General features: G+C 67.3%; 20 protein-coding genes and 3 tRNA genes. 13 read left to right on the top strand and 10 right to left on the bottom strand.

The features are described from left to right. Window positions 1-345: 345 nt before the first annotated feature. From QQZ11_RS07490 to QQZ11_RS07475, 4 genes are all read left to right on the top strand, one after another. Window positions 346-1,245: a restriction endonuclease gene (locus QQZ11_RS07490; protein ID WP_284549634.1), complete on the top strand. Its 900-nt coding sequence runs from the start codon at window positions 346-348 to the stop codon at window positions 1,243-1,245. 172 nt (window positions 1,246-1,417) lie between these two features. After that, window positions 1,418-3,196 carry a type I restriction-modification system subunit M gene (locus QQZ11_RS07485; RefSeq protein ID WP_284549632.1) on the top strand — a complete coding sequence of 593 codons (1,779 nt, stop codon included), beginning with the start codon at window positions 1,418-1,420 and terminating at the stop codon, window positions 3,194-3,196. After that, window positions 3,193-4,461 carry a hypothetical protein gene (locus QQZ11_RS07480; RefSeq protein ID WP_284549630.1) on the top strand — a complete coding sequence of 423 codons (1,269 nt, stop codon included), beginning with the start codon at window positions 3,193-3,195 and terminating at the stop codon, window positions 4,459-4,461. Before QQZ11_RS07485 ends, QQZ11_RS07480 begins: the two co-directional genes overlap by 4 nt. A 2-nt stretch (window positions 4,462-4,463) precedes the next feature. Then, window positions 4,464-7,466, top strand: a complete 3,003-nt coding sequence (locus QQZ11_RS07475) for a type I restriction endonuclease subunit R (RefSeq protein ID WP_284549628.1) — start codon at window positions 4,464-4,466, stop codon at window positions 7,464-7,466. A 204-nt stretch (window positions 7,467-7,670) separates the two neighbouring features. On the opposite strand, the gene QQZ11_RS07470 is transcribed toward QQZ11_RS07475, so the two are convergent. The 3 genes from QQZ11_RS07470 to QQZ11_RS07460 form a co-directional block, all read right to left on the bottom strand. Then, window positions 7,671-9,071, bottom strand: coding sequence for an ATP-binding protein (locus QQZ11_RS07470; protein ID WP_284549627.1), 1,401 nt, complete (start codon window positions 9,069-9,071; stop codon window positions 7,671-7,673). 198 nt (window positions 9,072-9,269) lie between these two features. Next, a complete protein-coding gene (locus QQZ11_RS07465) occupies window positions 9,270-9,812 on the bottom strand; it encodes a glucose-6-phosphate isomerase family protein (protein WP_284549626.1) in 543 nt (180 codons plus the stop codon). Window positions 9,813-9,847: 35 nt separating this feature from the next. Beyond that, window positions 9,848-10,627 carry a glucose-6-phosphate isomerase family protein gene (locus QQZ11_RS07460; RefSeq protein ID WP_284549624.1) on the bottom strand — a complete coding sequence of 260 codons (780 nt, stop codon included), beginning with the start codon at window positions 10,625-10,627 and terminating at the stop codon, window positions 9,848-9,850. Window positions 10,628-10,708: 81 nt separating this feature from the next. Here QQZ11_RS07460 and QQZ11_RS07455 point away from each other — a divergent pair, with 81 nt between their 5' ends. The 9 genes from QQZ11_RS07455 to QQZ11_RS07415 all read left to right on the top strand — a co-directional run bounded on the left by QQZ11_RS07455 (window position 10,709) and on the right by QQZ11_RS07415 (window position 20,020). Next, on the top strand, window positions 10,709-11,815 hold the full coding sequence (locus QQZ11_RS07455) for a LacI family DNA-binding transcriptional regulator (protein WP_284549622.1): 1,107 nt from the start codon (window positions 10,709-10,711) through the stop codon (window positions 11,813-11,815). Between the two features lie 22 nt (window positions 11,816-11,837). After that, window positions 11,838-14,045: an alpha-amylase family glycosyl hydrolase gene (locus QQZ11_RS07450; protein ID WP_284549621.1), complete on the top strand. Its 2,208-nt coding sequence runs from the start codon at window positions 11,838-11,840 to the stop codon at window positions 14,043-14,045. Window positions 14,046-14,048: 3 nt separating this feature from the next. After that, a complete protein-coding gene (locus QQZ11_RS07445) occupies window positions 14,049-15,011 on the top strand; it encodes an ROK family protein (RefSeq protein WP_284549620.1) in 963 nt (320 codons plus the stop codon). After that, the gene (locus QQZ11_RS07440) at window positions 15,008-16,762 is read left to right on the top strand and encodes a class I mannose-6-phosphate isomerase (protein WP_284549618.1); all 1,755 of its coding nucleotides are present in this window, start codon (window positions 15,008-15,010) and stop codon (window positions 16,760-16,762) included. The genes QQZ11_RS07445 and QQZ11_RS07440 overlap by 4 nt, the downstream gene beginning before the upstream one ends. Window positions 16,763-16,812: 50 nt before the next feature. Beyond that, entirely contained in the window at window positions 16,813-17,520 is a 708-nt protein-coding gene (locus tag QQZ11_RS07435; RefSeq protein WP_284549616.1) for a hypothetical protein, read from the top strand. A gap of 433 nt (window positions 17,521-17,953) precedes the next feature. Next, window positions 17,954-19,306 carry an SH3 domain-containing protein gene (locus tag QQZ11_RS07430; RefSeq protein ID WP_022911036.1) on the top strand — a complete coding sequence of 451 codons (1,353 nt, stop codon included), beginning with the start codon at window positions 17,954-17,956 and terminating at the stop codon, window positions 19,304-19,306. Between the two features lie 62 nt (window positions 19,307-19,368). Then, window positions 19,369-19,444 (top strand) — tRNA-Glu (locus tag QQZ11_RS07425). A gap of 363 nt (window positions 19,445-19,807) precedes the next feature. Further along, window positions 19,808-19,881, top strand: a tRNA-Asp gene (locus QQZ11_RS07420). A gap of 63 nt (window positions 19,882-19,944) precedes the next feature. Then, window positions 19,945-20,020, top strand: a tRNA-Phe gene (locus tag QQZ11_RS07415). Between the two features lie 59 nt (window positions 20,021-20,079). Here the strand turns inward: QQZ11_RS07415 and QQZ11_RS07410 are convergent. The 7 genes from QQZ11_RS07410 to QQZ11_RS07380 form a co-directional block, all read right to left on the bottom strand. Further along, entirely contained in the window at window positions 20,080-21,378 is a 1,299-nt protein-coding gene (locus tag QQZ11_RS07410; RefSeq protein ID WP_284549615.1) for an NAD(P)/FAD-dependent oxidoreductase, read from the bottom strand. A 58-nt stretch (window positions 21,379-21,436) separates the two neighbouring features. Further along, window positions 21,437-22,414, bottom strand: a complete 978-nt coding sequence (locus tag QQZ11_RS07405) for an alpha/beta hydrolase (protein ID WP_284549614.1) — start codon at window positions 22,412-22,414, stop codon at window positions 21,437-21,439. A 21-nt stretch (window positions 22,415-22,435) separates the two neighbouring features. After that, complete coding sequence (locus QQZ11_RS07400) at window positions 22,436-22,645, bottom strand: DUF3073 domain-containing protein (RefSeq protein ID WP_040438585.1); 210 nt, start codon at window positions 22,643-22,645, stop codon at window positions 22,436-22,438. Window positions 22,646-22,835: 190 nt separating this feature from the next. Beyond that, window positions 22,836-23,903 carry a phosphoribosylformylglycinamidine cyclo-ligase gene (gene purM, locus QQZ11_RS07395; RefSeq protein ID WP_284549613.1) on the bottom strand — a complete coding sequence of 356 codons (1,068 nt, stop codon included), beginning with the start codon at window positions 23,901-23,903 and terminating at the stop codon, window positions 22,836-22,838. After that, the gene (gene purF, locus QQZ11_RS07390; RefSeq protein WP_022911041.1) at window positions 23,900-25,357 is read right to left on the bottom strand and encodes an amidophosphoribosyltransferase; all 1,458 of its coding nucleotides are present in this window, start codon (window positions 25,355-25,357) and stop codon (window positions 23,900-23,902) included. The genes purM and purF overlap by 4 nt, the downstream gene beginning before the upstream one ends. Before the next feature lie 77 nt (window positions 25,358-25,434). Beyond that, window positions 25,435-26,430, bottom strand: coding sequence for a phosphotransferase family protein (locus QQZ11_RS07385; RefSeq protein WP_284549612.1), 996 nt, complete (start codon window positions 26,428-26,430; stop codon window positions 25,435-25,437). Beyond that, entirely contained in the window at window positions 26,427-26,807 is a 381-nt protein-coding gene (locus QQZ11_RS07380) for a DnaJ family domain-containing protein (protein ID WP_284549611.1), read from the bottom strand. Before QQZ11_RS07380 ends, QQZ11_RS07385 begins: the two co-directional genes overlap by 4 nt. Window positions 26,808-26,823 lie beyond the last annotated feature (16 nt).

Here is a 26,823-nt window from a genome sequence, read left to right as displayed (position 1 = left end):
GACTCGCCCCAGCCACCGAACCGATGAGCCCATCACGCTGCACGCGACGCCCAGGGCCACTCAGGAGTCCGGGTTGCGGTCCCCAGATCGTCACTGCCCCAACGTGGCGGTCCGCCTGGACGGCGCGCCCGCCCCCCTCTGACCTGCTCATCGCAAACGGGTACCGGTCCCACATGCCACGGCTCATCGCTACTGTCAGATGATTCGAACCACTTTTGGGCGAGTTGAGGAGAACGTTCATGTATCCGTATGCGACCGCGGAGAGCATAATCTGGGGCCGTTCTACGCGACCAACGCCAGGCAGGCAGCGGTCCGATGATTGACCTGCCCACGTGGGAAGGATTCATGACTCCCACGCTGCGTGTCCTGAGTGACGGCATGGTTCGCAGCCGCCGAGACCTTCGTCCGCTCGTGGCAACGATGTCAGGACTGACCGAGGAACAGATGAAGCAGACCCTGGCGTCCGGCCAGCCGACGTTTGAGAACCGGATCGGCTGGGCGTTGTCGTATCTGAACAATGTTGGAGCTTTGACGCGACCCAGCCGTGGCAATTACCAGATCACTGATGCTGGTCGCTATCTGCTGGCGAAGTTCCCTGTCAGGGTGTTCGAGCGTGACGTCAATGCCTTGGGCGAAGACCCGGCGTCCCCGATTCGTCCTTACGTCGCGACAGTGTCCCGGTCCACAGCGCTTCCGCCCTCGCCTGGGGGATCCTCAGACGAGACGTCGGCCCTCACGCCGATCGAACAGGTGCAGAACGGCGTCAAGCGCATCCATGACAAGGTGTCCAGCGAACTTCTTGAGCGTCTCCAGGGCAAGGAGCCGGCCTTCTTCGAGCAGGCAGTCGTGAACCTGCTGGTGGCGATGGGGTACGGCGGAGCCAACGGGAGCGGGTCGGTCACCCAGCTGACCAATGACGGCGGTATCGACGGCGTCATTGACCAAGACATCCTCGGACTGAGCCGCGTCTACATTCAGGCCAAGCGCTATGCGACCGGTAACAGCGTTGGCCGACCGGACGTACAGGGATTCGTCGGTGCGCTTCATGGACGAGCCGACAGCGGCGTCTTCATCACGACGAGCCACTTCTCGCAGGGAGCCCGCGACTATGTGGCCTCGTCACCGACGCGGATCGTGTTGATCGACGGCCAGGGACTGACCGATCTGATGATCCAGTTCAAGGTCGGGGTCCAGGCGAGCGAGACCTACACGGTCGTCGAGATCGACGAGGACTTCTTCGCGTGACCCGCAAATTGCCCGACGCCATCACTTTCGTGGACCCACGCGCCGGTCAGCTCCCGTAACCACCTCGCCCCAGGTTTGGGCGTGGGAAAGCTGGGCATTGGTGGGTCAGCTAGGGACAGCGGAACCCCCACTGGATAGGTTGACCAGCAACCATCACCATCGAAGGAGATCCATGTCCCCACAAGGCTTTGCCGACAAGGTCGCGTTCGTGTGGCGCGTCGCCGACAAGCTGCGGGGCACCTTCAAGCAGCACGAGTACGGCTCGGTGATGCTCCCCCTCCTCGTCCTGCACCGCATGGACGCCGTGCTCGCGGACACCAAGGACGCCGTCGTCGCCAAGGCCGAGGGCTGGACCGACATCAACGAGGGCCAGGACTACATGCTCAAGTCCATCGCCAAGCAGCGCTTCTACAACACCTCGCCGCTCACCTTCGCGGGCATGCTGCACGACGACAAGAACCTCGCCCTGCACATGGGCGGCTACATCCGCCGCCTCTCCCGCGACGCCTACCGCGTGATGGAGGCCTACAACCTCGACGAGAAGCTCACCCGCATGGAGCGCGCCGGCATTCTCTACGGCGTCGTCTCCGATTTCGCCGACCTCGACCTTCGTCCGAGCCAGGTCAGCAACGAGGCGATGGGCTACATCTTCGAAGAGCTGCTGCGGAAGTTCTCCGAAATGAGCAACGAGACCGCTGGGGAGCACTACACCCCGCGTGAGGTGATCTCGCTCATGGTCGACCTGCTGCTCACCGGCCAGACACTCACCGACCTCGTCGAGAACCCCAAGCCCGTCCGCACGGTCTACGACCCGGCCGCGGGCACCGGCGGCATGTTGATGGGTGCGCTCGACAAGATCCGCGAGGCCAACCACGGCGCCGTGGTGCAGGTCTACGGCCAAGAACTCAACGACGAGACCTGGGCCATCGCCCAATCCGACCTGATGATGCAGGACATCTCCCCTGACCAGATGGCCAATGGCAACACCCTCACCCAGGACCGCTTCACCACTGACCGGTTCGACTTCATCCTCGCGAACCCTCCCTATGGGGTCGACTGGAAGGGTTACGCCCGCCCCATCAAGGACGAGCACGAGAAGCTCGGCTTCCACGGACGCTTCGGCGCAGGCCTCCCCCGCGTCAGCGACGGTTCGCTGCTGTTCCTGCAGCACATGCTGTCGAAGATGAAGCCGGACGGATCCCGCGTCGGCATCGTGTTGTCGGGCTCGCCCCTGTTCTCCGGCCAGGCCGGATCGGGCGAGTCGGAGATTCGCCGCTGGATTCTCGAGAACGACTGGCTCGAGGGCATCGTCGCCCTGCCCGACCAGATGTTCTACAACACAGGCATCTCGACCTACGTGTGGATTCTCACCAACCGCAAGGACGACCCCTCCCTCGGTCTGGTGCGACTCATCGACGGCCGCGAATCAGGCTCCAAGATGCGCAAATCCCTCGGTGACAAGCGCAAGGAACTCACCCCCGATGCGATCGCCGACCTCGTGCGTCTGTACGGGGGTGCAATGGGCGAATTCGCGGACGATCCCCGAGTGCGAGTGCTCCCCCGCGAGGAGTTCGGGTTCCAGCGGATCACCGTCGAGCGCCCCACCAAGGACGAGGACGGCAGGCCCATCCTCAAGCGCGGCAAGCCCGTGGCGGACGCAAGCCTGCGCGACCAGGAGAACGTCCCCCTGCCCGCCGGCTTCTTCGACTTGGACGAAAGCCAGCGCGAGCAGGTGTTGATCGAGTCGGCCGAGAAGCACCTCGCCGAGGAGATCCACCCCTACGTGCCGGACGCCTGGATCGACCACAAGAAGACCAAGCTCGGGGTGGAGATCCCGTTCACCCGGCAGTTCTACGTGTACGAGCCGCCGCGGCCGGTGGAGGAGATCGCTGCGGAGATCAAGGACTTGGAAGGCCAGATCCAGCAATGGATGGCGGGGTTGGGACTGTGAAGACAGTCCCGTATCGGTTCCTGGCAACCGAAGTCGATGAGCGTGCTGGCGCTGCTGAACTCGAGTTGCTGTCAGTCTCAACATACTTAGGTGTGGTTCCACGCAGCTGGCTGACAAATGCCGAGCCTCGTGCAGACGACCTCAGCAACTACAAGATCTGTCGCCCCGGTGACGTGGTGCTGAACCGCATGAGCGCATACCAGGGTGCCCTCGGAATCGCGATGCAACACGGCATGGTCAGCCCTGACTACGCTGTGCTTCGCCCGGGCCCCAGGATTGACGCGCGATTCCTCACCTACACCATGAAGTCTCAATGGTTCGTCGGAGAGATGACCCGAAGGGTCCGAGGGATCGGAGCCCCTGGCAGTTCAAGTGTCCGCACACCACGAGTCTCCGTCGAGAGCCTCGGCGATATCCCACTCCTCTGCCCGTCAGATACGGAGCAGCGGAGGATCGCGGATTTCCTCGACGACCGGGTGGACAGGATTGACCGCATCATCGCCGCTCGCCGCCAGCAGATTGGGTCGACCTCGGCCATGGACGCCGCGCTACTTCAGGCTCGCCTTGCCCAGGCCGGGGTACCCGATGCCGTTGACGTCGAGACTGGATGGGCCCACACGACAGTTCCACATGGCTGGCGAGCAACCACTCTCGGGCGGGTGCTCAGTCAACTCACCAATGGGTACGTTGGGCCAACCCGCGACATCCTCTACGACGATGGAGTCCGCTACATCCAAAGTGTGCACATCAAGTCGGGGCGAATCGATTTCGACCGCCGTCCTTTTTTCGTCTCACCCGATTGGCATCGAAGCCACGACCGCATCAACCTCCGCGCTGGCGACGTCTTGATTGTCCAAACGGGAGCCATCGGCCAGGTCGCACTTGTCCCCGAAGGCTTTGGCGAGGCGAGCTGCCATGCCCTTCTCATCGCTCGCTGCGACCGCAGGATCGTGCGGCCCGAGTACCTCTCTGAGTTCTTGCGCTCGGATTTCGGACAGCAAGCAATGTTCGCGCGAGCGACCGGCGCCTTACACCCGCACTTGGAATCTGGAGTCAGAACCACGCCACTCGTCGTACCCTCCCTTCCCGCCCAAGAGGCCATCCTGACCGGCACGCGTGCAGACAGATCGGCGCTTGAGTCAGCGGTCGCCTCCCTGCGGAGTTCCATCGACCTCCTCACCGAATACAAGTCGTCCCTCATCACCGCCGCCGTCACGGGCGAAATCGACGTGACCACCGCCAGCCGCCGCATCCCCGGGGAGTGAGCATGAGCGTCCATCTGGAGTCGTCGTTCGAGGCCAACATCGAGGCTCACCTCGTCCAGCATGGGTGGACCTCGCTTCTGCCCACCGCCTACGACCGCTCCTTGGGACTGTTCCCCGAGGAGGTGCTGGCGTTCGTCCGTCATTCACAGCCCAAGCAGTGGGCCACGCTCGTCCAGCGCCACGGCGGCGAACCCACGGCACGGCACAAGTTCCTCACCGTCGTCGCCGGGGCGATCGATCACCGCGGCACCATCAGCGTGCTGCGCGGCACCCTCAAGGATTCCGGTGTCGAGTTCCACCTGTGTCCGATCAGGCCGGCGAGTGGGCTCACCCCGGAACTCGAGCAGCGTTACGCGGCGAACCGGCTGGGCATCGTCCGGCAGTTGCACCACTCGGAGTCGAACCCGGCCGATTCGGTCGACCTGACCCTGGTGGTGAACGGCATTCCGGTGGCGACGGCGGAGCTGAAGAATCCGATCACCCACCAGACGGCGGAGCACGCGATGGCGCAGTACCGCACCGATCGGAATCCGAACGACCGCATCTTCGCCAAGCGCACGCTGGTGCACTTCGCCGTCGACCCGCACCAGGTGATGATGACGACCAAACTGGCCGGCGACGCGACGCGGTTCCTGCCGTTCAACCAGGGCACGGCGGGGCCGGGTCGTCCGGGAGCGGCGGGAAACCCCGCCTCCGACGGCTACCAGACGGCCTACCTGTGGGAGCAGGTGTGGCAGCGCGACAACTGGCTCGACCTGCTGCACTCGTTCGTCCACGCCGAGAACGGTGTCGTCCTGTTCCCCCGCTTCCACCAGTGGCATGCAGTGCGCTCACTGGTCGCCGCGACCCGGGAGTCCGGCGCCGGAGTTGATCGCTTGGTCCAGCACTCGGCGGGGTCGGGCAAGTCCAACACCATCGCCTGGACCGCGCACTCCTTGTCGAGGCTGCACGGGGCTGACGATCGTCCGATCTTCGACAAGGTGGTGGTGATCACCGACCGCAAGGTGCTCGACCGCCAGTTGCAGCAGACGGTCGCTGGGCTCGACCACACGCCCGGCACGATCGTGCGGGTCGACCAGCACTCCAGCCAATTGAAGGCGGCGCTGGAGGGGAACGCGGCTCGGGTGATCATCACGACGCTGCAGAAGTTCCCGGTGGTGGCGCAGTTCGCGGCCCAGGAAGCGGCGGCCGGCGCGGGCAAGGAGCTGGCCGGGCATCGGTTCGCGGTGATCGTCGACGAGGCGCACTCCTCGTCCAGTGGTGACTCGATGAAGAAGCTGAAGACCGTGCTCGGCAGCGATGACGACGAGGCGCTGCTGGCGGCGGCTGAATCGATCGAGGCCAGCGCGGAGCAGAAGGCCGAGAACGACGACCCGGTGCTGGCGAGTGCCCAGGCGCGGGGCAAGCAGAAGAACCTGTCGTTCTTCGCGTTCACGGCCACGCCCAAGCCGAAGACGCTCGATCTGTTCGGGCAGCCCGACTCCGAGGGCAATCGGCAGCCGTTCCACACGTACTCGATGCGGCAGGCCATCGAAGAGGGCTTCATTCTCGACGTGTTGGCGAACTACACGACTTACGCGACCTACTACAAGCTCGCCAATGCCGAACCGCGCACCGATCCGGAGCTGAACCAGTCGAAGGCGAAGGCTGCCTTGGCACGGTTCGTGTCGCTTCATCCGTACCAGTTGGAGCAGAAGGCCGAGGTGATCGTCGAGCACTTCCGCCAGAAGACCGCCTCGAAGATAGACGGGCGCGCCAAGGCCATGGTGGTGACGCGGTCGAGGCTGCACGGGGTGCGCACCAAGCAGGCGCTCGATGCCTACATCATCAAGAAGGGCTACGACCGCGGTGCAGGTGCACTGAAGACCTTGGTGGCGTTCTCGGGTGCGGTCACCGACCCGGACATGCCCGAGGTGGCGTTCACCGAGGCCGGCATCAACGGATTCCCGGAGACGCAGCTGCCGAAGAATTTCCACGAGGACGAGTTCCAGGTCTTGGTGGTGGCCGAGAAGTACCAGACCGGTTTCGACGAGCCGCTGCTGCACACCATGTACGTCGACAAGAAGCTGTCGGGGGTCAAGGCAGTGCAGACGCTGTCGCGGCTGAACCGGACCCATCCGGGAAAGACCGAGACCTTCGTGCTTGACTTCGCCAACTCCGCCGCGGAGATCAAGGACTCGTTTGCGCCGTTCTACGAGGAGACCCTGGCGGTTCCTACCGAACCGCAGATGCTCTACACGATGGAGCACGATCTGCGATCAGCGGGGGTCATGGCTGCTGACGAGATTCGGGCTGGTGCGCTGGCGTTGTTGTCGGACGATCCGGGACAGCAGGCGGCGGTTTACGCTGCCGTGACTCCAGCGGTGGGGCGATTCTCGCTGCTCGAGGAGGACGACGACCGCGACGAGTTCCGGGCGAAGCTCAACCACTTCTGTCGGGCTTATGGCTTCGTGGCGCAGGTGATGCCGTGGGCGGACCCCGATCTCGAAGAACTGTTCCTCTACGGACGAGTGCTGCTGGCTGAGTTGCCGGCTGGCGGGGACGACCCCGTACCCCAATTGTCACGGTCGGTGCAGCTGACCCACCTGCGGTTGGCGGTCACCTCGGAGGGAACGATTGGTCTCTCGGCCGCCGACGAGCCGGGCAAAGCGTTCACCGGAGAAGGCAAGGGTCGACAGGCCGAGCCCGTGGTGGACAAGCTGTCGGCGCTGATCGCCGCCATGAACGAGAGGTTCGGAGCCGATCTGGGCGAGGCCGACCTCGTGTGGTTCGAGCAGCAGCGCGTCGTCGTCAAGACCGACGATGAGATGCGCACGGTGGCCCTGAACAACGACAAGACCCAGTACATCCTGATGCTCAACGAGCGGGTCAAGCGGATGCTGGTGGATCGGCACGGGCAGAACCAGGTGTTGTTCGACCTGTTCTTCAGCCAGCCGGAGGTGCAGGAGCGGGTGTTGAGCTACCTGGCGGACACCTATGAGGAGTTCAGGAGTGAGGCTGGATGACGTCGTCGCCACGAACTGCGGTTGGAGAGCACCATGGAGCGAATGTCGCGAGGTGAGCAGAGTCGGAACTCAACTGCTGATCACTGCTGCTCTGCTGTGGGCGCCGCCCGCCGCCCGAACCCCCCCTCCAGCCTTCGGGCGGACAGCCAACGCACTGGTGCAACCTACTGAAACATCTATGTTGCAGTAGATGTTTCAGTAACTTCACGGCAGGCTCCACGAAGCTCGGGGATCACGGGGCGACTGACCGTCCCACGTGACAAGCCCGAGCGCGCGAAGACTCTGCAGATGACGAGAGGCGGTTGGGCGGGCAACGCCAGCGAGTTCCGCAACCTGACCGGTGCTCAGTGGCCTCCCCTCCAACCGCAGGACATCGAGGATCCGCCGTGCGGCCTTCGGCAGACTCGCTCGCACATCCTCATCGAGGGCATCAGCAGACGACAAGACAAGCCGCACCGAGCCAGTGCCTTGCGAGTAGATCGGATCAGTGAGACCGAGGGATCTCATCTGGGTGAAGATCCGCTTGATGCCCTCACCAAGTTCTCGGGCAATCCCGAGGTCAGAGCAAACGCGGACGATACGAGGGTTGCGTGCATAGCGACTGATCGCCAACGGCCTGGACGGATCCGCCAGACCTGGGAAGCGTCCGGGGTTCTCGATCTCGATGCGGTTGGGGAAGATCTCAACACGGACGTGGTCCCCCGCGATCGAGTACGAACGATGCAAGACCGCATTGACCAGCCCCTCGAGCCACACGTCGCGGGGGATGATCGGGCGCGCCTCGAAGTGTCCGCTGGGCGCCAGCGCCTGAACCTTGGGAGCCCATTGTTCGATCGCTGCTGCTGCTCGAGTGATCTGCACTGGGATGGAGCCTTCGAAACGGACATCTCGGCCTTCGAGGAGTGACATGTTCGCCCCGGTGCCCCGGTCGATGCCCGCGTACTGGAGAACTCGGACGACTGCACTGGGAAACAGCGTCTGTGGTCGCTCAGCGAAGAGAAGCCAGCCCGCAACTGTGAGGCGGCCGTCGCGCGTGAGCAGGTCACGCGCCGACAGCATCCCAGCCGCCGTCTCCGACCCGATCGACTCTTGGTAGGACGAGAGCTGTCCTTGGTCGAGATCCTTGACGGCAACGTCGACGGGTGTTCCGTCGAAGGGAGCGCTTCCGCGATCGAACTCCAATTCTCGGCGCTGGGTGTAGCCAAGCTTGCGTGACTCATCGCCGACCCGGAGGTAAACCTCACCCTTGCTCGTCTCGTGAACATGCTCGCCCGGATCGACGCGCAGTACGATCACGACCTTTCCATCGGTTGTGGCCAACTCGAAGGCAGTGGAGCGCACCACTGGGGTGGTGAAGTCCTGAGCTGCCTGCCGCAGTGCGTTGCGATGAGTCTCAGCCACTCCCGCCACCGACCCGTCATGAATCCCGACGACGACGTACCCACCCTCCGCGTTCGCCAATGCCACCAATGGGACGGCCAGGTCTCGGGCACTGATCCGACCCGCCTTGCGCTCAAACCACTGTCCCTCCGGTAGCCGCGCCAGGCGCTCGATCGCGTCGCTGGGGGGCAGTGCGAGCACACGCTCGACGTCTCCGGGATACATGATCCTACTGTAACAATATTCCAGTAGATTTCAGTCATTGATCAGCGCCGGGAGTCAACCGGAAGCCAAGCTGTGTTGCACCCACTTGGAGGCTTGGTGCCAGCGGTCGCCGTCAACCATCTAGCGCCACCACGCCCAACCTCGCGACTCAGGTGTGGTGCGTGAGGCACCAGTCCACTACGGGTCCCAGCGCCGAGGTCACCCCGCCGTGACAATCCCCTCGGTCGTGACCCGCACCCCAAAACCCTGCCCGTCAATGGCGGCGTAGTCATACCCAGCGGTCGTGGGCCACACCGCAAAGACCTTCAGGCTCTCGTCGCCGGTGTTGACCAGCCGGTGCCCCTCGGACCCTTGGATCGCGTGGATCGACCCGGGCTCCACCACTTCCAGGCGTGTGCTGCCCTGCTCGTCCATCAACAGGAGCAGCCCGCGCCCCGCCACGCCGACGTAGATCTCGGCCGCACGCCGGTCCTGGTGCACGTGCCCGCGCGTCATGTGGAACTCGCCGTTGACGTCGCCGGGGTGGATCGTGGTCATGCCGACGTAGAGGTTGCCCGGAACGGCGGGTTCGCCGCGGTGGAACACGTCCACCTCGTAGAGCACCCGGTCCGGATCGACCCCGGTGGCGTCGGTGAAGGCGCCCGCCACCTCGCCGAGTGTCTTGCGGGAGTGCACGACGCTTTCGCCGGTGATCGTCAGTCCGGCCAGTGCGAGGGCCAGGGGTGCTGGGGTGATGGTCACGTTCTGCTCCAGGGGTGTCGAGGTTCAGTGAAGGGTCAGGGGACGAAGGACTGCCAGCGGGGATCGTCCATCCGCGGCCTGGGGATGAAGTCGAAGTCGTGCGGACGCTGCTGCCACTGCCGATGAATGGGTTCGGCGCCGTCGACGCCGAACTCGGCCAGGTCACGCGGTGCCTTCTCGACCAGGGCTGAGCTGTGCCGGTAGTGCTCGTTGGGAAGCCAGCGCAGCTCGCCGCCCTCGAGCACGGGATACCAGGCGAGGCCACGTCTGGCCCGCAGGTCGGCGTAGTCGAACCCGTAGTCACGCACGCACCAGGCACCGAAGGCCATGGGCCGACTCGGGTCGGCATTCACGGTGCAATGGGCCCAACCCGGTGGGACGAGCACCTTCTGGCCCGGCTCCGCGCGCACCGCGAAGCAACGGCCGGGATCGTCGGCTACGAACTCCTGCATGTAGACGATCCCGACCCCCTCCCAGAACTCGTACAACTCGCCCGTGGAGGTTCCGCACGATGCCGACACGGCGTGCACATGTCCCTGCGACCTGACCGGCTCCTCACCCACCGTGCCGCCGGCGTAGGCGCAGGCCCCGAAAAGGATGTTCTGGTCGACCTGCCGTGGCCGGTCGACCGCAGGCCCGATGTCCATCGCGATGGCGTAGAGCACGTCCGGTCCCGAGGCCTCCGGGTCACGGAGCGTGGCACGCACATCGTCCAGTCGGCGCAGTTCGAGCGGGGGCGCCATGACATCGGCCCCGTGGCTGAACCCCAGCGGGTCCTTGGTCAGCTCGATGTCGAAACCCGGGTGGTACTCCACTCAGACCCCTCCTCTTGGTATCGTTACCAGAATGCCGAGCCTAGCCCCCTCCCCCAACCAGCGACAAGTACCCCCGCTGCCATGACGGCAGGCCAGAAGTCGCCCACCCTCAAGCAGGTGGCCGAGCGGGCGGGCGTCAGCCCCATGACCGTCTCGCGCGTGCTGGCGGGTGGCCACCACGTCAGTGCCGAGGTGAGCGAACGAGTGCTCGCCGCGGTCAGCGAACTGGGCTACCGCCGCAACGACGTCGCGAGCAGACTCCGCAGCCAACGCGGCAGCGGACTGGTCGGGGTGGCCATCACCAACATCGACAACCCGTACTACGCGCAGGTGGTGCTGGGCGTCGAGGACGCCATCCGGGCCAGCGGCCGCCGCATCCTGCTCGGCACCACCGCCGAGGACCCCGAGCGTGAGGCCACCGTGGTGGCTGACTTCGTCGGTCGTCAGGTCGAGGGCATCGTGCTGGTACCCAGTGGCGCTCGGGCGCACCTCCGCCCGGCCGCGCTGGCGGGCCGTCCGCTGGTGCTCGCCTCGCGGGCCGTGCCCGGCGTCAGGGCCGACACGGTGCTCGTGGACGACGTCAACGGCTCCCATGAGGCGACACTCGTCCTGTTCGGGCAGGGCTACCGGCGGCTCGCCTTCCTCGGCAACGCCGAATCGGTCTCGACCAGCAGCAGACGCCTCGAGGGCTTCCTCCTGGCACACGAGGACGCCGGGGTCCCGGTCGACCAGGCCCTGGTCAGGCGCGGAGCACACTCGGTGGAGCAGGCGTGCGAGACCGCACTCGACCTGTTGGCACTTCCCCAGCCACCCGATGCCTTCTTCGCCGCCAACAACCGCAACGCCGTCGGCCTGCTCACCGCACTGGCACGGCACCGCACGGACGACCTCGTCAACGGAGCCGTACCCGGCCTGGCTGTGTTCGACCAGTTCGACCTGGCCGAGTTCGTCCCCTGGCCCATCGCGGTCGTCGAACACGACGCGCGCGAGGTCGGCCGGATCGCCGGACGGATGCTGCTCGACCGACTCGGGCACGAGCAGAACGGCCCCGACCAGGGCGGCCCCCACGACCACGGCCCCGACCACGACGGACGCGAGCACGTCAGCCCCGAGGTGCCGCTTCGTACGGTGCAGATGCCCGCCCAAGTCGTGTGGGCAGGAACCCCTCGACTTCCCGGGAAGGTCTGATAACGTTATCAGCGTGCTGCTGATGAACCGGGCCCGCGACGTGGCCCTCACCCTGGACGACACCACCGGTTGCCCCACCTCGCTGCGTAGCGGCGACGTGGAGCTCGATCTCGCCGTGACCCTCGACCTCGTCGTCGGTGGCGTGGAGGAACGAGGCGTGCAGGGTGGCCTGCACTACCGCGACACGACCACACTGACGGGCACCACCGCCACAGCCCCGGCTCGTCGTCGATCGACGGGTCTGGACGACCAGGTGGTCGTCACCACCGACCTGCAGGGCTGGACGGTCGAGTGGACCTGGACCCTCCATCCCTCCGAGGGGCCCGCCCTGGGGCTCGGCCTCATCCTGACCCCGCCGACGACCGGGGAGCGGGTGCTGCGCGACCTCATCGTCCGGGTCACGCCCCAGCTGCCGGACGACGCCGTCGTCCACGTGCCTGGGGCACAGCTGCGTCCCTCACTCGAGGTGCGTGACCTGCCGGCAGTGGTGCAGGTGGCGTCCGCGGGGGGCGTGCCCGGCTCGTCCGCCCTCTTCGGGTTCGAGACCGAGGGCGCGACCATGGTGGTCTGGCCGTTCTGCCGCACCGAACTGGGCTCCATCACCCTGAGTCCGGTCACGGGTGGCTGCGAGGTCACCTACGCCACCTCCCTGGCCGGTGAGGCGGCACCCGACGAGTCGTTGGAGATCGAGCCACTGCTGCTGCACCTCGCGCCCCACACCGGCTGGGACGACCTGCTCGACGTGATGCCCCAGTGGTACGCCGGGCTGGCCCTGACCACGCCCCAGAGCCCTCCCCCGTGGCTGCGCGCCGCCAGCATCTTCGAGGTGCAACTGGGCACCTCGCTCTTCTGGGGCGGGCACAGCTACACCGCCTACCCCGATGTCGCCGCCCTGCGCGCCGACCTCGACCGGGTGCAGCAACTCGGGTTCGACGTCATCCAGCTGATGCCGCGCCAGCCCTATCCCAGCTACAACCTGCATGAGGTCGGGGACGTCGACACCAGCTACGCCCCCGCCGACGAACTCCGCGCCCTGGTCGATGACTGCCATGCCCGCGGCATGCACATCATCCTCGACATCCTCATGCACGGGGTGCTCGACAACGAGTCGATCGACGAGGCCGCGGTCGGCGTCCGCGGAGGTCCGCTGGCTGCGTCGCTGGAGACCCTGCGCGGTCAGGCCTTCGACGAGGAGGGCGTCTTCTACCCGGTGGCGTGGTCGCGGCACATCCTCGACTTCGAACAGGCCTGGAAGCAGGGCAGCCCGGTCCACCACCACCTGCTGGAGGAGCACCCGGACTGGTTCTTCCGCGCGAGCGACGGGCATGTCACCGGCATCTACACCAAGGCCCTGGACGCCAGGACCGGATTCGCGGATGCGTTCATCGATGCCTGCTGCGCCATGGTCGAGACACTCGGCATCGACGGCTTCCGCTTCGACGCGCCGACCTACAACGACTTCCCCAACTGGTCACCCGAGACCCGGCACCGTGCCAGCGCCTCGCAATTGGCGTGCACCTCGCTGTTCCGGCGCCTGCGTCCGCGGCTGCGCGCCATCCGCGACGACGTGCTGCTCTACACCGAGCCGTCCGGGGTCCTGCTGCGCGAGTCGATGGACCTGAACTACAACTACGACGAGCAGTGGCTGCTCGCCTCGATCGTCCTCGACAGCGAGCACGGCGCGGCCCACCGCGTCCGCACCGGGCATGACCTGGTGGCCTGGTACCACGACCGCGACGCCGCCCTGCCGCCGGGCAGCCTCACCGCTCATCACATCGACTCCCACGACACGTTCTGGTGGCCGCTGTGGGGCGACAAGTGGCGGCGTGAACAGTTCGGCCTGCCCGCGACCCGCGCGATCGCGACCGTCAACCTGCTGTTGGGCAGCCCCTACATGATGTTCGTCGGCGGCGAGGTGGGGCTGGAGGACTGGCTGCCGGTGATCAACCGGCTCAAGCGTGAGCATGCTGCCCTGAGCGAGGGACGACCCGACTTCATCGTCCTCGCACCCGACGCACCGAGCCTCTTCTCCGTGCTTCACCACCACGCGGACGAACCGGTGGCTGTTCTCGTGAACCTCTCCGACCGGCCGGCGACCAGCCGAGTGGTGCTGCCCGAGCCCGGCCCGTGGCACGAGGCCACGGGGCAGGACGGCCTGCCGTCCCAGGTCACGGACGGGGACGAGGTGACGCTGCCCGCCTGGGGCGCGATGGTGCTGGCCGGGAGCTGAGCCGTGCCTGACACGATCTGCGTCGACCTGGGCGGGTCGAGCGTCAAGCTGGCCCGGGTCTCGGCTGACGGCCGACTCACCCTCGGCCCGGTGTTGTCGGTGCCGTCCTCCCCCGAAGACCTCGGCCCGCTGGCGGCGGCGCTGGTCGGGCTGGGCCGAAGCTCGACGGACGACCGGCTGGGGGCCGCCGGGTTGGCCCTGCCCGGCATCGTCGACGAGCGAGGACTGGTGGCGTCCAACGCCAAGTACGACGGCTTCGCCGGGGTCGACCTCCGCGGTTGGCTGGCGACCACGACAGGACTCCCCGAGTCGTGCGTGGTCGTCGAGAACGATGCCCGCTCCGCACTGCTCGGCGAACTGGCCGCCGGCTGCGCGGTGGGGGTCAAGGACGCAGTTCTCGTCATCCTGGGCACCGGTGTCGGTACCGCTGTCGCCCACGACGGGCAACTGCTGGTGGGAGCCCACGGCCACGCAGGTGTGCTGGGGGGCCACCTGACCGTGGCCGTGGGCGGCCCACCGTGCACCTGCGGCAACCTCGGTTGCGCCGAGGCGATCGCCGGCAGTTGGGCCCTGGGTCGCACCTGGCGGGCAGTCGTCGGCGAACCGCCACCGGCCCACCTCGTCCCGCTGGGCTACCACGGACTGCTCGATGCCGCCGCTGCCGGTGACGCTGCGGCCGCAGCCGTGTGGACCGCCGTGCGAGACGTGCTGGTGGCGCTCGTGGTCGACCTGTGCCACGCCCATGACCCCGACGTGGTGATCTTCTCCGGCGGCCCCCTGCAGCACCCCATGGTCGACGTCCTCGGCCTGATGGACGACGTGCACCGCCGCCTCTACCCGTCCAGCCACCGGCCGACCGCCCTCCGGGCCACCGATCCGGCCTCGTCGGTGCTGCTGGGCCTCGACCATCTCGCCCGCCGCGCCATCCGGCCCGGCACCACCACCCAACCCACGGGAGCAGCATGACCTACCGCGACGACCACCCCCGCAACTACGACCGGTGGCCGGTGGTCGAGGTGCCCGAAGGCGCCGCCACCAGCGGGGCGGAGGTGTGGACGACCCTGGTCGCCGCGGCCGGCGAACGTGACCGACGTCGTCCGGTGCTGGTGGTTGACACCTACCCCGGGGTCGACCTCGACCTGCTGCGCCAACAGGTGGGGCGGGTGTGGGGCGACCACGATGTCGTCGACGTCGAGGACGAGGCCGCCCTGCCGATCGCCGAGATCGACCAGATGGTCCAGGCCAACCTCACCGACGACCGGGTGTTCGGCGTGCTCAGCCATCACCGCCTCGAGGACTTCTACGACCACCACCGGCTGGCGGCGGTGCGCGACAGGGTCGAGCACGCCGTCCGCCCGACCCTGGTGGTGGGCTGGGGTGCTGCCTTGGTGGCCCCGGAACGTGCCCTGCTGGTGCTGGCCGACCTGGCCCGCTGGGAGATCCAGCAGCGGCTGCGAGCCGGCATGCCCAACTGGCGCTGCTCCGAGCCCGAGGACGACATCCTGCGCGCCTACAAGCGTGGCTTCTTCGTGGAGTGGCGGGTGGCCGACCGCCACAAGCGCCACCTCTTCGACCGCCTCGACTTCATCCTCGACACCAACTCCGCCGAGCCGCACCTGCTCGACGGGACGGGATTCCGCGCCGGACTGTCAGAGGCGGCCTCGCGTCCCTTCCGGGTGGTGCCGTTCTTCGACCCCGGCGTCTGGGGCGGCCAGTGGATGAAGGAGGTGGTCGGCCTCGACCGGACGGTGGAGAAGTTCGCCTGGTGCTTCGACTGCGTACCCGAGGAGAACTCGCTGCTGCTCGAACGCGACGGGGTCGTGACCCAGGTGCCGGCGATGGACCTCGTGCTGACCCACCCGCGCGAACTGCTCGGCGAGCGCACGTTCGCCCGGTTCGGGGCCGAGTTCCCGATCAGGTTCGACTTCCTCGACACGATGGAGGGCGGCAACCTCAGCCTGCAGGTACACCCGTTGACCGACTACATCCAGCGCACGTTCGGCATGCACTACACCCAGGACGAGAGCTACTACCTGCTCGATGCCGGACCCGACGCAGTCGTGTACCTGGGCATCAAGGACGGCGTCGACCCCGACGAGATGGTGGCGGCCCTGCGGCGGGCCGAGGCCGGGGACGAGCCGTTCCCGGCGGAGCGGTACGTCAACACCTTCCCCGCGCGCACCCACGACCACTTCCTCATCCCGGCCGGGACGGTGCACTGTTCGGGTGCCGACTCGATGGTGCTGGAGATCTCGGCCACCCCCTTCATCTTCACCTTCAAGATGTGGGACTGGGGCCGGCTCGGGCTCGACGGACGACCGCGTCCGGTGCATCTCGACCACGCCGAAGCCAACATCGCCTGGGAGCGGCGGACGGACTGGGTCGGGCAGAACCTGGTGGATCGGGTGGAGCAGGTGTCGTCCGGGGAGGGCTGGAGTGAGGAGCGCACCGGACTGCACGAACTGGAGTTCATCGAGACCAGGCGGCACTGGTTCACCGGTCGCGTCGAACACGACACGGCCGGCACGGTGAATGTGCTCAATCTGGTGGAGGGGGACTCTGCGCTCGTGGAGTCACCCACGGGGGACTTCGCGCCGTTCGAGGTGCACTACGCCGAGACCTTCATCGTGCCGGCGGCGGTGGGTCGCTACACGATCCGGCCGCTCGGGGAGGGTGACCGTTGGGGGACGATCAAGGCCTACGTGCGAGGCACCTGAGCCACGTCGGTTGAGTGGGGGCAGGATCCCCCAGCGCCTAGGCTCGGGGCATGACCACCAGCACCGTCCAGGGCGTCCTCACGATCATCGCCATCGGGGTCCTGGTGCTGGCCGTTGCCGCCCTGCTCGACTGGCGCAGCAAGCGCCGGGCGGAGAAGATCCTCGCCGCGCCCACCAGCGAGACCATCGCGGGCGAACCCGTCCCCGTCCCTGACTACCTGACCCCCGAGACACTGCAGAAGACGGCGAAGGCACCCGAAGCGGTCACGCCGGACGAGGCGGAGGTCCTCGCATCGGCCGAGGCCGAGCCGTCCACCCTGCATTTCGACCAAGGTCTGGTCGACCCTCGTCAGGCCAACCGCAGCGACCCCGACCGGCTGGTGCTCAACGGACCTCTCGTGCTGGTCGTGAGCGATGGCATCGGCTCGCCCCAAGAAGTGCTGCAGACACTGGACCGAGCTGCTCGCGGGAATGAGGCGATCGTGCTCGCCTCGTTCGCCATCGACCCCGAGGTGGTTGACCTGGTGAGCGTCAACGCGCAGCAGGGAGTGATCAACGCTGGCACCCTCGTGCTGCCCCGGGAGGCCCTCGAAAGCCTCGCCGCGGCGACGGGTGCCACCGCCCTCAGCCGGGCCGACCTGCAGGCCGGCTACGTGCCGCACTCCGCCTATGGACGAGCGGCGTGGGTGACGGCCGATGCTGAGCACACCACCATCGTCGCGCTGACCAGCGATGACGGACCCTCAACCGAAGCCTGAACTGTCAATCAAGACTTGACCCTGAAGCCGCGGTCATCGTTTGCCTGTGAGTTGCCACCCGGACTCTCAGCCCAGGCTCAGCTCACAGCCCTCCATTCGTCCTCCCTGGACGATCGTTCGGCCTAGCCAGCGCGCATTCCGAGGACCTCGCCACCCTCCCGGGGAGCACCTGAATCACACGATTGTGGTTTTTGACCCCTGACCGGCATGTCGGCTTGCAGTCGTAGGGCAGACCACTTCGGACGGCTTGTGGACGTAGGCGCGTCGGCTTACTTTTCTGGCGTCGACGATCGAGCTCACGCGGGTGACCGGGTGATGGGCGTGGTGTTGGCGTACCCCCCAACCGATGGGGTGTGCCCTGCACCGGGGAAGACGCCCTTCGATCGACGGCTGTCGACCTGCGGCAGGGAAGGCCGCACGGAAGGAGCCCCCCATGCTGCGCCTCTTGGTCAGCCTGCGCATCGGCGCTACCGCTGCTGGCCTCGCCGGAGCGATCGTCGCCTCCGGTGTTGCGATCGGTCCGAGCGCCATCGCGAACTACACCACCCTGCGCGCCACCACCGCCGTCAACGTGCGGTCGGTGCCGAGCCCGAGAGGCCCCATCATCGGGGTGCTCTACCTGGGCGGCACCGTCAAGCAGACCGGACCCGTCAACAACGGCTGGGTGCCCGTCACCTGGAACGGACGCTCCGCCTGGGTGTCGTCCAACTACCTCACCGGCGTCCGCGCGACCGAGTCGGCCCCCGTCAGCCAGTCGGGCTCCATCGGTAGCCGAACCGTCACCGAGGCGCTCAACGTGCGCACCGGGCCCACCGTCACCGCACGCGCCGTGGGTCTGCTGCCGAAGGGCGCGACCGTCACGCTGACAGGCCTCGTCAACGCCTCTTACACCCAGATCATCTGGAAGGACGGCCGGGCCTGGGTCGCGACGGCCTGGCTGGGCACCTCCGGGTCGGCCGACACCACGCTGGTCGCCAAGAGCCAGGGACGTGCCACCGCCGACCTGATGATTCGCACCTCGGCGGACGCCTCGTTCACCTCGCTCGGCGACATCCCCAAGGGGACGATCCTGAACCTCACCGGCAAGACCGGCACCGGCGTCGTCGAGATCATCTGGCAGGGCAGCCTGCGCTGGGTCAACGCCGCCTACGTGGCACCCGTCGATGGCGCGCCGGTGGTCATCACACCGACGCTTCCCAAGGTGATCGGCATCCAGTACGCCACCGCTGCGCTCGACATCCGCACCACCTCCGGGACCGATGCGGTCACCGTGGGCGAGGTGCCCGCGGGCACCGCGCTCAGCGTGACCGGTGTGGTGCAGAACGGACGAGCCCAGATCGTCTACCAGGGCGCCGTGCGCTGGGTGACCGCCCTGTACCTGAGCTCGACCAAGCCTGGCTCCAACATGGACCCGACCTACGGCGGATCCTCGGGTCTGGTCGGACTGCCCAGCAACACCTACACGCTGCTGGTGAACGTGCGGTCGACTTGGCCCCAGATCAAGACGATCTACGGCATCCGTCCCGACTCCATCCCCGACCACCCAAGTGGTCACGCCCTCGACCTGATGCTCCCCAGCTGGGGCACGACGTCCGGCAACGCGCAGGGGTGGCAGATCGCGAAGTGGGCCCGGGCCAATGCCGATCGACTCGACATCCAGTACGTCATCTTCGACCAGCACATCTGGAACCGTGATCGGGACGCCGAGGGATGGCGCCTGATGGCCGACCGTGGTGGAGCGACAGCCAACCACCGCGACCACGTGCACATCACGACGCGGTTCTGAGGATCCGCGGCCGCGCCCGATTGGCCCACGGTCAACGGCAGGTCCTAGACTTGCCCAGCCGGGTCCCCATCGTCTAGCGGCCCAGGACACCGCCCTTTCAAGGCGGCAGCGCGGGTTCGAATCCCGTTGGGGATACCAGACCACGCACCCCGCCGAGCCCAGCTCGGCGGGGTGCGTCGTTCCCTTGCCGAGGCGGAAAGCAATGACGTGCAAGCTCGGGGGCGGCGACTTCACCAAGGAGCAGCCAAGCGTCTCCGCGGCCAATCGTGCGGATCGTGCGCTCTCACGGCGATGGTTGCGCCCAGGAGGACCGGATTGCCGCCAGGGCACACAATCCGCACGATTGGCGCGAGAGCCTCAGACCGAGACCGCACAACACCGCCGCGCCACCAGCCGGCCGGGCCTGGCCCGATTGGCGAACCCCGCGGGGTTGTGGCTATTCTTCTCTAGCTGCCTGTTTCGGGTAGCAGCTCACCGAATCGCAAGGTTCGAGGGCCGCCAGGCCCCGTAGCGCAGTTGGTTAGCGCGCCGCCCTGTCACGGCGGAGGTCGCGGGTTCGAGTCCCGTCGGGGTCGCTGAAGCGATGATGTCTCGCACATCATCGCTTTTGTCTCTCAGTGAGCATGCTCGCGAGGGATGGCCAGGTAGCTCAGTTGGTAGAGCGTTCGCCTGAAAAGTGAAAGGTCACCGGTTCGATCCCGGTCCTGGCCACCACAGCCCCGGTCCGCCGGGGCTTTTTCGTCTGTCTGGACACCCCCGGGACGGCCACGGCCTCACTCGTTCTCGCGACCCAACTCCGCAGGCGAAGCAGTGATGTCGCCCATGATGCCGGTCGCGGACTTCGGCCAGGTCACGAACCGCACCCCCATGTTGATCATGGCCTGGAGCCGGTTTCGTCCACCCAGCAGCGACCGCAGGTGGACGGCCACCCACAGCACCCAGGCGGGCCCGGAGCGCAGCGTGTAGCCGGGCTTGCCGTCCTTGCGGTTGGGGAACTGGAGCACGGCGTCGAGGCGGCCGATGGTGGCCATCGTCCCCTTGTCGGTGTACTCGAACGGACGCGTGGCCCGGCCCTCGATCCGCGCCAGGATCGTCTGGGCCACGTGGGCGCCCTCCTGGATGGCGGGCTGCGCCAGCTGCGGCAGCGGATCGTCCTCGATCACGGCTGCGTCGCCGATGGCGTAGACGTTGGTGAACCCCTTCACCGTGAGGTCGCGGTCGACCAGGATCCTCCCTCCCCTGCCCTGCGGCATGCCCCACCCGTTGACCACGGAGTGGGCGCCCACGCCCGCCGCCCACACGACCACGTCGACGTCGAGGGTCCCGCCGTTGGCGAAGGTCACCTGGTTGTAGGCCACCTTCGAGATCGTCGTGTTGAGCCTCACGTCGACCCCGCGCTTGCGCAGTTCGGCGAGGGTGTAGTCGCGCAGTCCGGGTTCGAAGGGGGCCAGCAGGGCAGGCCCCATCTCGACCAGCACCACCCGGAAGTTGTCGATGTGGATCTCGGGGTAGACCACCGGTAGGGCCTCGGACTTCATCTCGGCGAGGGTGCCGGCCATCTCGACTCCGGTGGGTCCGCCACCGACCACCACCACGGTGAACCGGCGATCAGGGTCGCGCTCGGCCGTCAACTGCTCCAGGCCGGAGTAGATGATGTCTCGCACCTCGATGGCCTCGCCCCGGGTGTAGATGGAGCGTGCGTTCTCCGAGGCTCCCTCGATGCCGAAGAAGTTCACCCCCACCCCCGGGCTCAGCACCAGGTGGTCGTAGGCGATCGGCTCGCCGCGGCTGACGACCACCTGCTGGTTCTCGGTGTCGATCGCGTTGACCGTCGCCCGGCGGAAGCTGACCCGTCCGACGGCGTGGTTGGATGCGAACCGTCGCAGGGAGTAGGTGATGTCGCCCGGATTCAGTCCCCCGGTGGCCACCTGGTAGAGCAGGGGCTGGAAGGTGGTGTAGGGGTGGCGGTCGATCAGGGTGACCCGGAACCCGGCCTTGGCCAGCTGGGTGCTGGCGTTCAGTCCGGCGAACCCGCCACCCACGACGACGACATGCTGATCACGATGCGGCATGTGACCATTCTCTCACCGGACGGCCCGTCGACCGGCATCGAGGAACGACTGCAGCCGCTCAGAGGACGTAGGCCGACAGCCATCGACGCAGGTGCTCGAAGACGTCTGCACGCGCCTTCTCGCCCGACAGCACGAGGTCGTGCAAGCCGTCGGTGATCCGCACCACGGTCACGTGGGGGCCCAGGCTAACCGAGCGGCGTGCCAGCTTGTCGACGTCGAGCACCGTGTCGGTGGTCTGGGCCAGCGGGCCGTAGGTGCGCCGAAAACTCGTCTTGTGGCTCAGCATGCTGATCACCGGGGTGTCGATGTGCAGACCGGCCTTGACCTCGGCGTGGCCAGCCATGATGGCCCGCATCCAGCCCACCCTGATGGCGAAGGACGGGTGCTGCTTCAGACCAAGGTCGAAGTCCCACTCGCCGTCCTGGGAGGCATGGATCGAACGTGCGTAGATACCGGCGTCGGTCAGGGGCAGCACCGTGGTCGGGTAGCGCTGGCCGAGGGTCTTCATCATGGGCGCCGTCAGCGCCTTCAGCACGGGTGCACCCTGCAGGTCGATCCACGGGGAGTTCAGCACGACACCGTTGAACCGTCCGGGGCGCTCGTTCGCCCACAGCGAGGCCGTGAGCCCCCCGGTCGAGTGGCCCATCAACGTGATGTCGTCGTGGTCGGCCGCGATCACCGCGAAGGCTTCGTCCAACTCGTCGAAGTACTCGTGCAGGTCGGTGACGAACCCGCCCAGTTGCCCGTCGCGCAGCGACCGTCCGTAGCGCCTCAGCTCGATGGCATGGAAGTCGAATCCCAACCCGTCGAAGAACTCGGCCAGATGGGTCTGGAAGAAGTAGTCCGACCAGCCGTGCAGGTACAGCACTGCCCGTCGATGACAGGGTGGGTGCTGCCTGACCAACGTGGCGCAGAGGTCGGTGTCGTCGGGTTCACCCTCGGCCACCGCCGGGTCGTGCAACTCAAGCCGGAGACACTCGTAGCCGGGCAACAACTCGTCGGGGTACCAGTCAGCCACGGGGTACGAGTCAGCCATTGTGGTCACCCCTGGGTCCGGTCAGCGACCGTCCGGGTCGTCGTCCTCGCCGTCCACGTACTGCGCAGCGAGATCTGCGTACTGGTCGTCGTCCAGATCGACAAACCTGCTGTCGTCCGGCGAATCACTGCGGAGCTCACGCTCCAAGGAAGCAAAATCTGTGTCAACCGAGCGATACTTCAGATCGCGGGCAACCTTGGTCTGCTTCGCCTTTGCACGGCCGCGCCCCATATGGGTCGACCCCCTCGCTGTGTCCCTCGCGGGCGTGCCCGCGGAAATGTGTGTCAACTGTCGTGAGTGCAAGGGTAGCGGAGCCACCTGCCCCATCCAAAGTGATTCCGCCCCCAGCGAGTGCCCGGCGGGTCGCCCGCTTTGGGCGCCGCCTGCGACCGTCGGGATCGATCGACTGACCGGGCGACGATCAGGCGTGCTCGCCGACCAGTTCGACCCCGTCCCGAGGCTCGACCCGACCACACACCCACGACTCCACCCCACGGGACGCCAGGCTCGTCCGGGCGGCGTCGACGGCCGATTCCGGCAACACGACCGCCATACCGACCCCTTGGTTGAGGGTGGCCTCGAGATCGGCCCGGGAGACCTGGCCCAAGCCCTGCACGAGCTGGAAGATCGCCGGCGGGGTCCAGGTCGAGCGCTCGACCACCGCCCCCAGACCGGACGGGAAGATGCGGGCCAGGTTGTTGGCGAACCCACCACCGGTGATGTGGCTGATCGCATGGATCCCGTCGCCGGGCTGGTCACCGCGGGCGGCCTCGATCATGGCGAGGATGTCGGTGGCGTAGACCTTGGTCGGCGTCAACAACGCCTCGCCCAGCGAGGTGCCCAACTCGTCGACCTGTCGGTCGAGCGACCAGCCCGCTTCGGTGAGCAGGACGTGGCGCACCAGCGAGTAACCGTTGGAGTGCAGACCCGACGAGGCCAGCGCGAGCACCACGTCGCCGGCGACGATGCGATCGGCACCCAGGATCTGGTCGCGCTCCACCACGCCCGTGGTGGCACCGGCGATGTCGTACTCGTCGGGCGACAACAGTCCCGGGTGCTCGGCGGTCTCCCCACCCAGCAGGGCCGCGCCAGCGACCTCACAGGCCGCGGCGATGCCGCCCACGATGGCCGCGATCCGCTCGGGGACGACCTTGCCGCAGGCGATGTAGTCGGTCACGAAGAGGGGCTCGGCACCGGTGACGACGAGGTCGTCGACGAGCATGCCGATCAGGTCGAACCCGATGGTGTCGTGCTTGTCGAGGGCCTGCGCGATCGCGACCTTGGTGCCGACACCGTCGGTGGAGGTGGCCAGCACCGGCTGGTGGAAGTTCTTGAGCGCCGAGGCGTCGAAGAAGCCGGCGAATCCGCCCAGACCACCCAGCACCTCGGGACGGCGGGTGCGCGCCACGTGGGCCTTCATGAGCTCGACCGCGCGATCACCGGCCTCGATGTCGACTCCGGCTCGGGCGTAGGCGGACTGGCTCATCAACACTCCTGGGGGTGGTATCCGGTGGGGACGGGCACGGGGTAGACCCCGTCGAAACAGGCCCGACACAGGTTCTCCATGGGCTGGTGGGTGGTCTTCACCAGACCCTCCAACGAGACGAATCCGAGCGAGTCGGCGCCGATGGCGGCGCACATCTCGTCGATGGTCATCTGGGGCGCCAGCAGCTCCTCGCGGGTGGCGAAGTCGATGCCGTAGAAGCAGGGCCACTGCACCGGGGGCGCCGAGATGCGCACGTGCACCTCGGTGGCGCCGGCATGGCGCAACATGGCCACCACCTGGCGCTGGGTGTTCCCGCGGACGATGGTGTCGTCGACCACCACCAGGCGCTTGCCCTTCACCACGTCGCGCAACGGGTTCAGCTTCAACCTGATGCCCATCTGCCGCATCGTCTGCGAGGGCTGGATGAAGGTTCGTCCGACGTAGGCGTTGCGCACCAGGCCCTGCCCGTAGGGGATCTTCGACTCCGCCGCGAACCCGATCGCCGCGGGCGTTCCCGACTCGGGGGTGGGGATGACCAGGTCGGCCTCGACGGGGTGCTCCTTGGCCAGTGTCTTGCCGACCTTGACCCTCACGTTGTGGATGCGCCGGCCCTCGACGAGGGTGTCGGGGCGCGCGAGGTAGACGTACTCGAACAGGCAGTGCTTCGGGGCGGGCTCGGCGAACCTGACCGAGCGCAGGCCCTCCTGCTCGGTGATGATCACCAGTTCGCCGGGAGCGACGTCGCGGACGATCTCGGCCCCGACGATGTCGAGGGCTGCCGTCTCGCTGGCCACCACCCAGCCGCCGGAGGGCAGCTTGCCGAGTGCCAACGGACGGATGCCCTGCGGGTCACGCGCCGCGAACAGGGTGTTCTCGTCCATGAACGTGAGGCAGAAGGCGCCACGCAGCTGGGGCAGAACCTCGAGGGCGGCCTGTTCGACGGTGAGGTCTTCGTAGGTGGCCAGCAGCGCCGTCAGGATGGAGGTGTCGTTGGTGGAGTCCATCCGGTTCTTGTGCGGCACCTGGCTGGGTGGCATCCGGGTGGCGAGGATGGCCTCGAGTTCGTCGGTGTTGGTCAGGTTGCCGTTGTGCGCCAGCGCCAGCCCACCACGCCCGGTGGGACGGAAGGTCGGCTGGGCATTGCCCCACACCGAGGCACCGGTGGTCGAGTAGCGGGTGTGACCGATGGCGAGGTGTCCCGGAAGGGAGTTGAGGGCCGCCTCGTCGAAGACCTGGCTGACCAGCCCCATGTCCTTGAAGACCATGATCCGTTCACCGTTGCTGACGGCGATGCCGGCGGACTCCTGCCCGCGGTGCTGCAGCGCGAACAGACCGAAGAAGGTCAGCTTGGCGACTTCCTCCTCGCGGGCCAACACCCCGAACACCCCGCAGTGGTCCTGCGGGCCGCGGTCGAGCGGATCGAGTTCATGGGTGAGCAGACCGTCGGGACGAGGCACACGGTCACCCTACAGGGGCACGACCGGACGGACCGGCTCGTCCGGGGCTGGCTCCGCTCGGGCGCGGAAGCCGCCGGTCACCACCCCAGCTGGGCCAGCAACCCGTCCACCATGGGCACCACGTGGTCACCGGGGGAATCCGGTCCCAGTGGCTCCCACAGCAGCGCCTCGCGCACGGTGTAGCCGAGGCTCGACACCAGCAGGCGCTCGTCCGAGACCTGCCAGGCCGGCAGGGACCGTTGGATGCCGGGGATCAGGTGCTGGTGGCAGTCACGGCCATCGGCGACGTCGGCCAGTGCTCGCTCGTGGGATCGTCCGTAGTCGGCCCAGGGTTCGGCGAAACGCGCCCATTCCAGGTCGAACAGTCCGGTCACCCGGCCGGAGACGCCGTCGAAGCGCTCGCCGGGGTCGTCCTGCCACCAGATGTTGCTGGCATGCAGGTCGCCGTGGATCACCGGCAACTCGGGGCTGTCGACCCGGGGTACCAGGTCGGGGTGGGCCACCAGTCCGTCGAGGATGCGCTGCTTCTGGTCGCCCCTCAGCACGGAGCGTGGGTCGGCGAGCAGTCCTCGGACCCGCGGGAGCGGCCAGCCGAGCATGGCACCGCCCAACAGGTCGCCGTGGCCCAGCAGGTCTTGGTAGTTGGGGACCGACAACACGGCGTGGGTGACCTCGGCGCTGGGGCGGTGTTCGTAGAGCTGGGCGACCAGATCGGCGGTGGCCACGGCCGCGGCGTCACGTTGCTCGAGGGTCAGGTCGGGCCACACTGCAGCCAGGGTGCGCCCCGGCATGCGGCTCGAGACGGCCCAGGTGAGCCCGTCCACTCGTCCGAAGGCGAGCACCGTGGGAGACCCCAGCGACACCGGCAGCTCGCGCAGCAGGAGCGACTCGGCCAGCAGCCGGTCGGTGTTGCCCAACCAACACACTCGCAGCACCCGGCCATCGCCGACCATCACGGTGTGCTGCGACCAACTCGGCACGATCTCGCCGAGCTCGTCGGCGCCGATGCCGGCGGCCCGGGCGCAGCCGAGGATGCGTTCGCGGGTCGCGGGGTCGCCCGTGGCGAGCGTCATGACAGGCCTTGCCGCCGCATCCATTCGGCCAGGACTTCCTCGATGTCGAGTTCGCGGGTGAAGATCGGCACCCGCTCGGTCTGGCGCACGTTGGCGTCCCGGATGCGGTCGTTCAGGTCGGCGATGATCTCGCGAGCAGCTTCGACGCCGCGGACGTCGGCCAGGGTCTGCTGGATGTCCTGCTTCTCACGGCGCAGCGCCAAGGAGGTCGGCATCGCACCGCGCAGGTCTTCCTTCTCGAGCTTGCGGCGGATCCACCACTCGTCATCACCGGGTCGACCCAGGTCGACCGGCTTGCCCTCACCGGGCAGGTTCGAGAACTCCCCCCGCTCGGTGGCCTCCCGGATCTGGCGGTCGATCCAGTTCTCGAATCCCATGCCCCCACCCTCCGTG

This window comes from Aestuariimicrobium sp. T2.26MG-19.2B, assembly GCF_950101875.1.
Taxonomy (GTDB): domain Bacteria; phylum Actinomycetota; class Actinomycetes; order Propionibacteriales; family Propionibacteriaceae; genus Aestuariimicrobium; species Aestuariimicrobium kwangyangense.
Note: the sequence above shows the minus strand (reverse complement) of the source record. Positions and strands in the feature narration are given on the sequence as shown.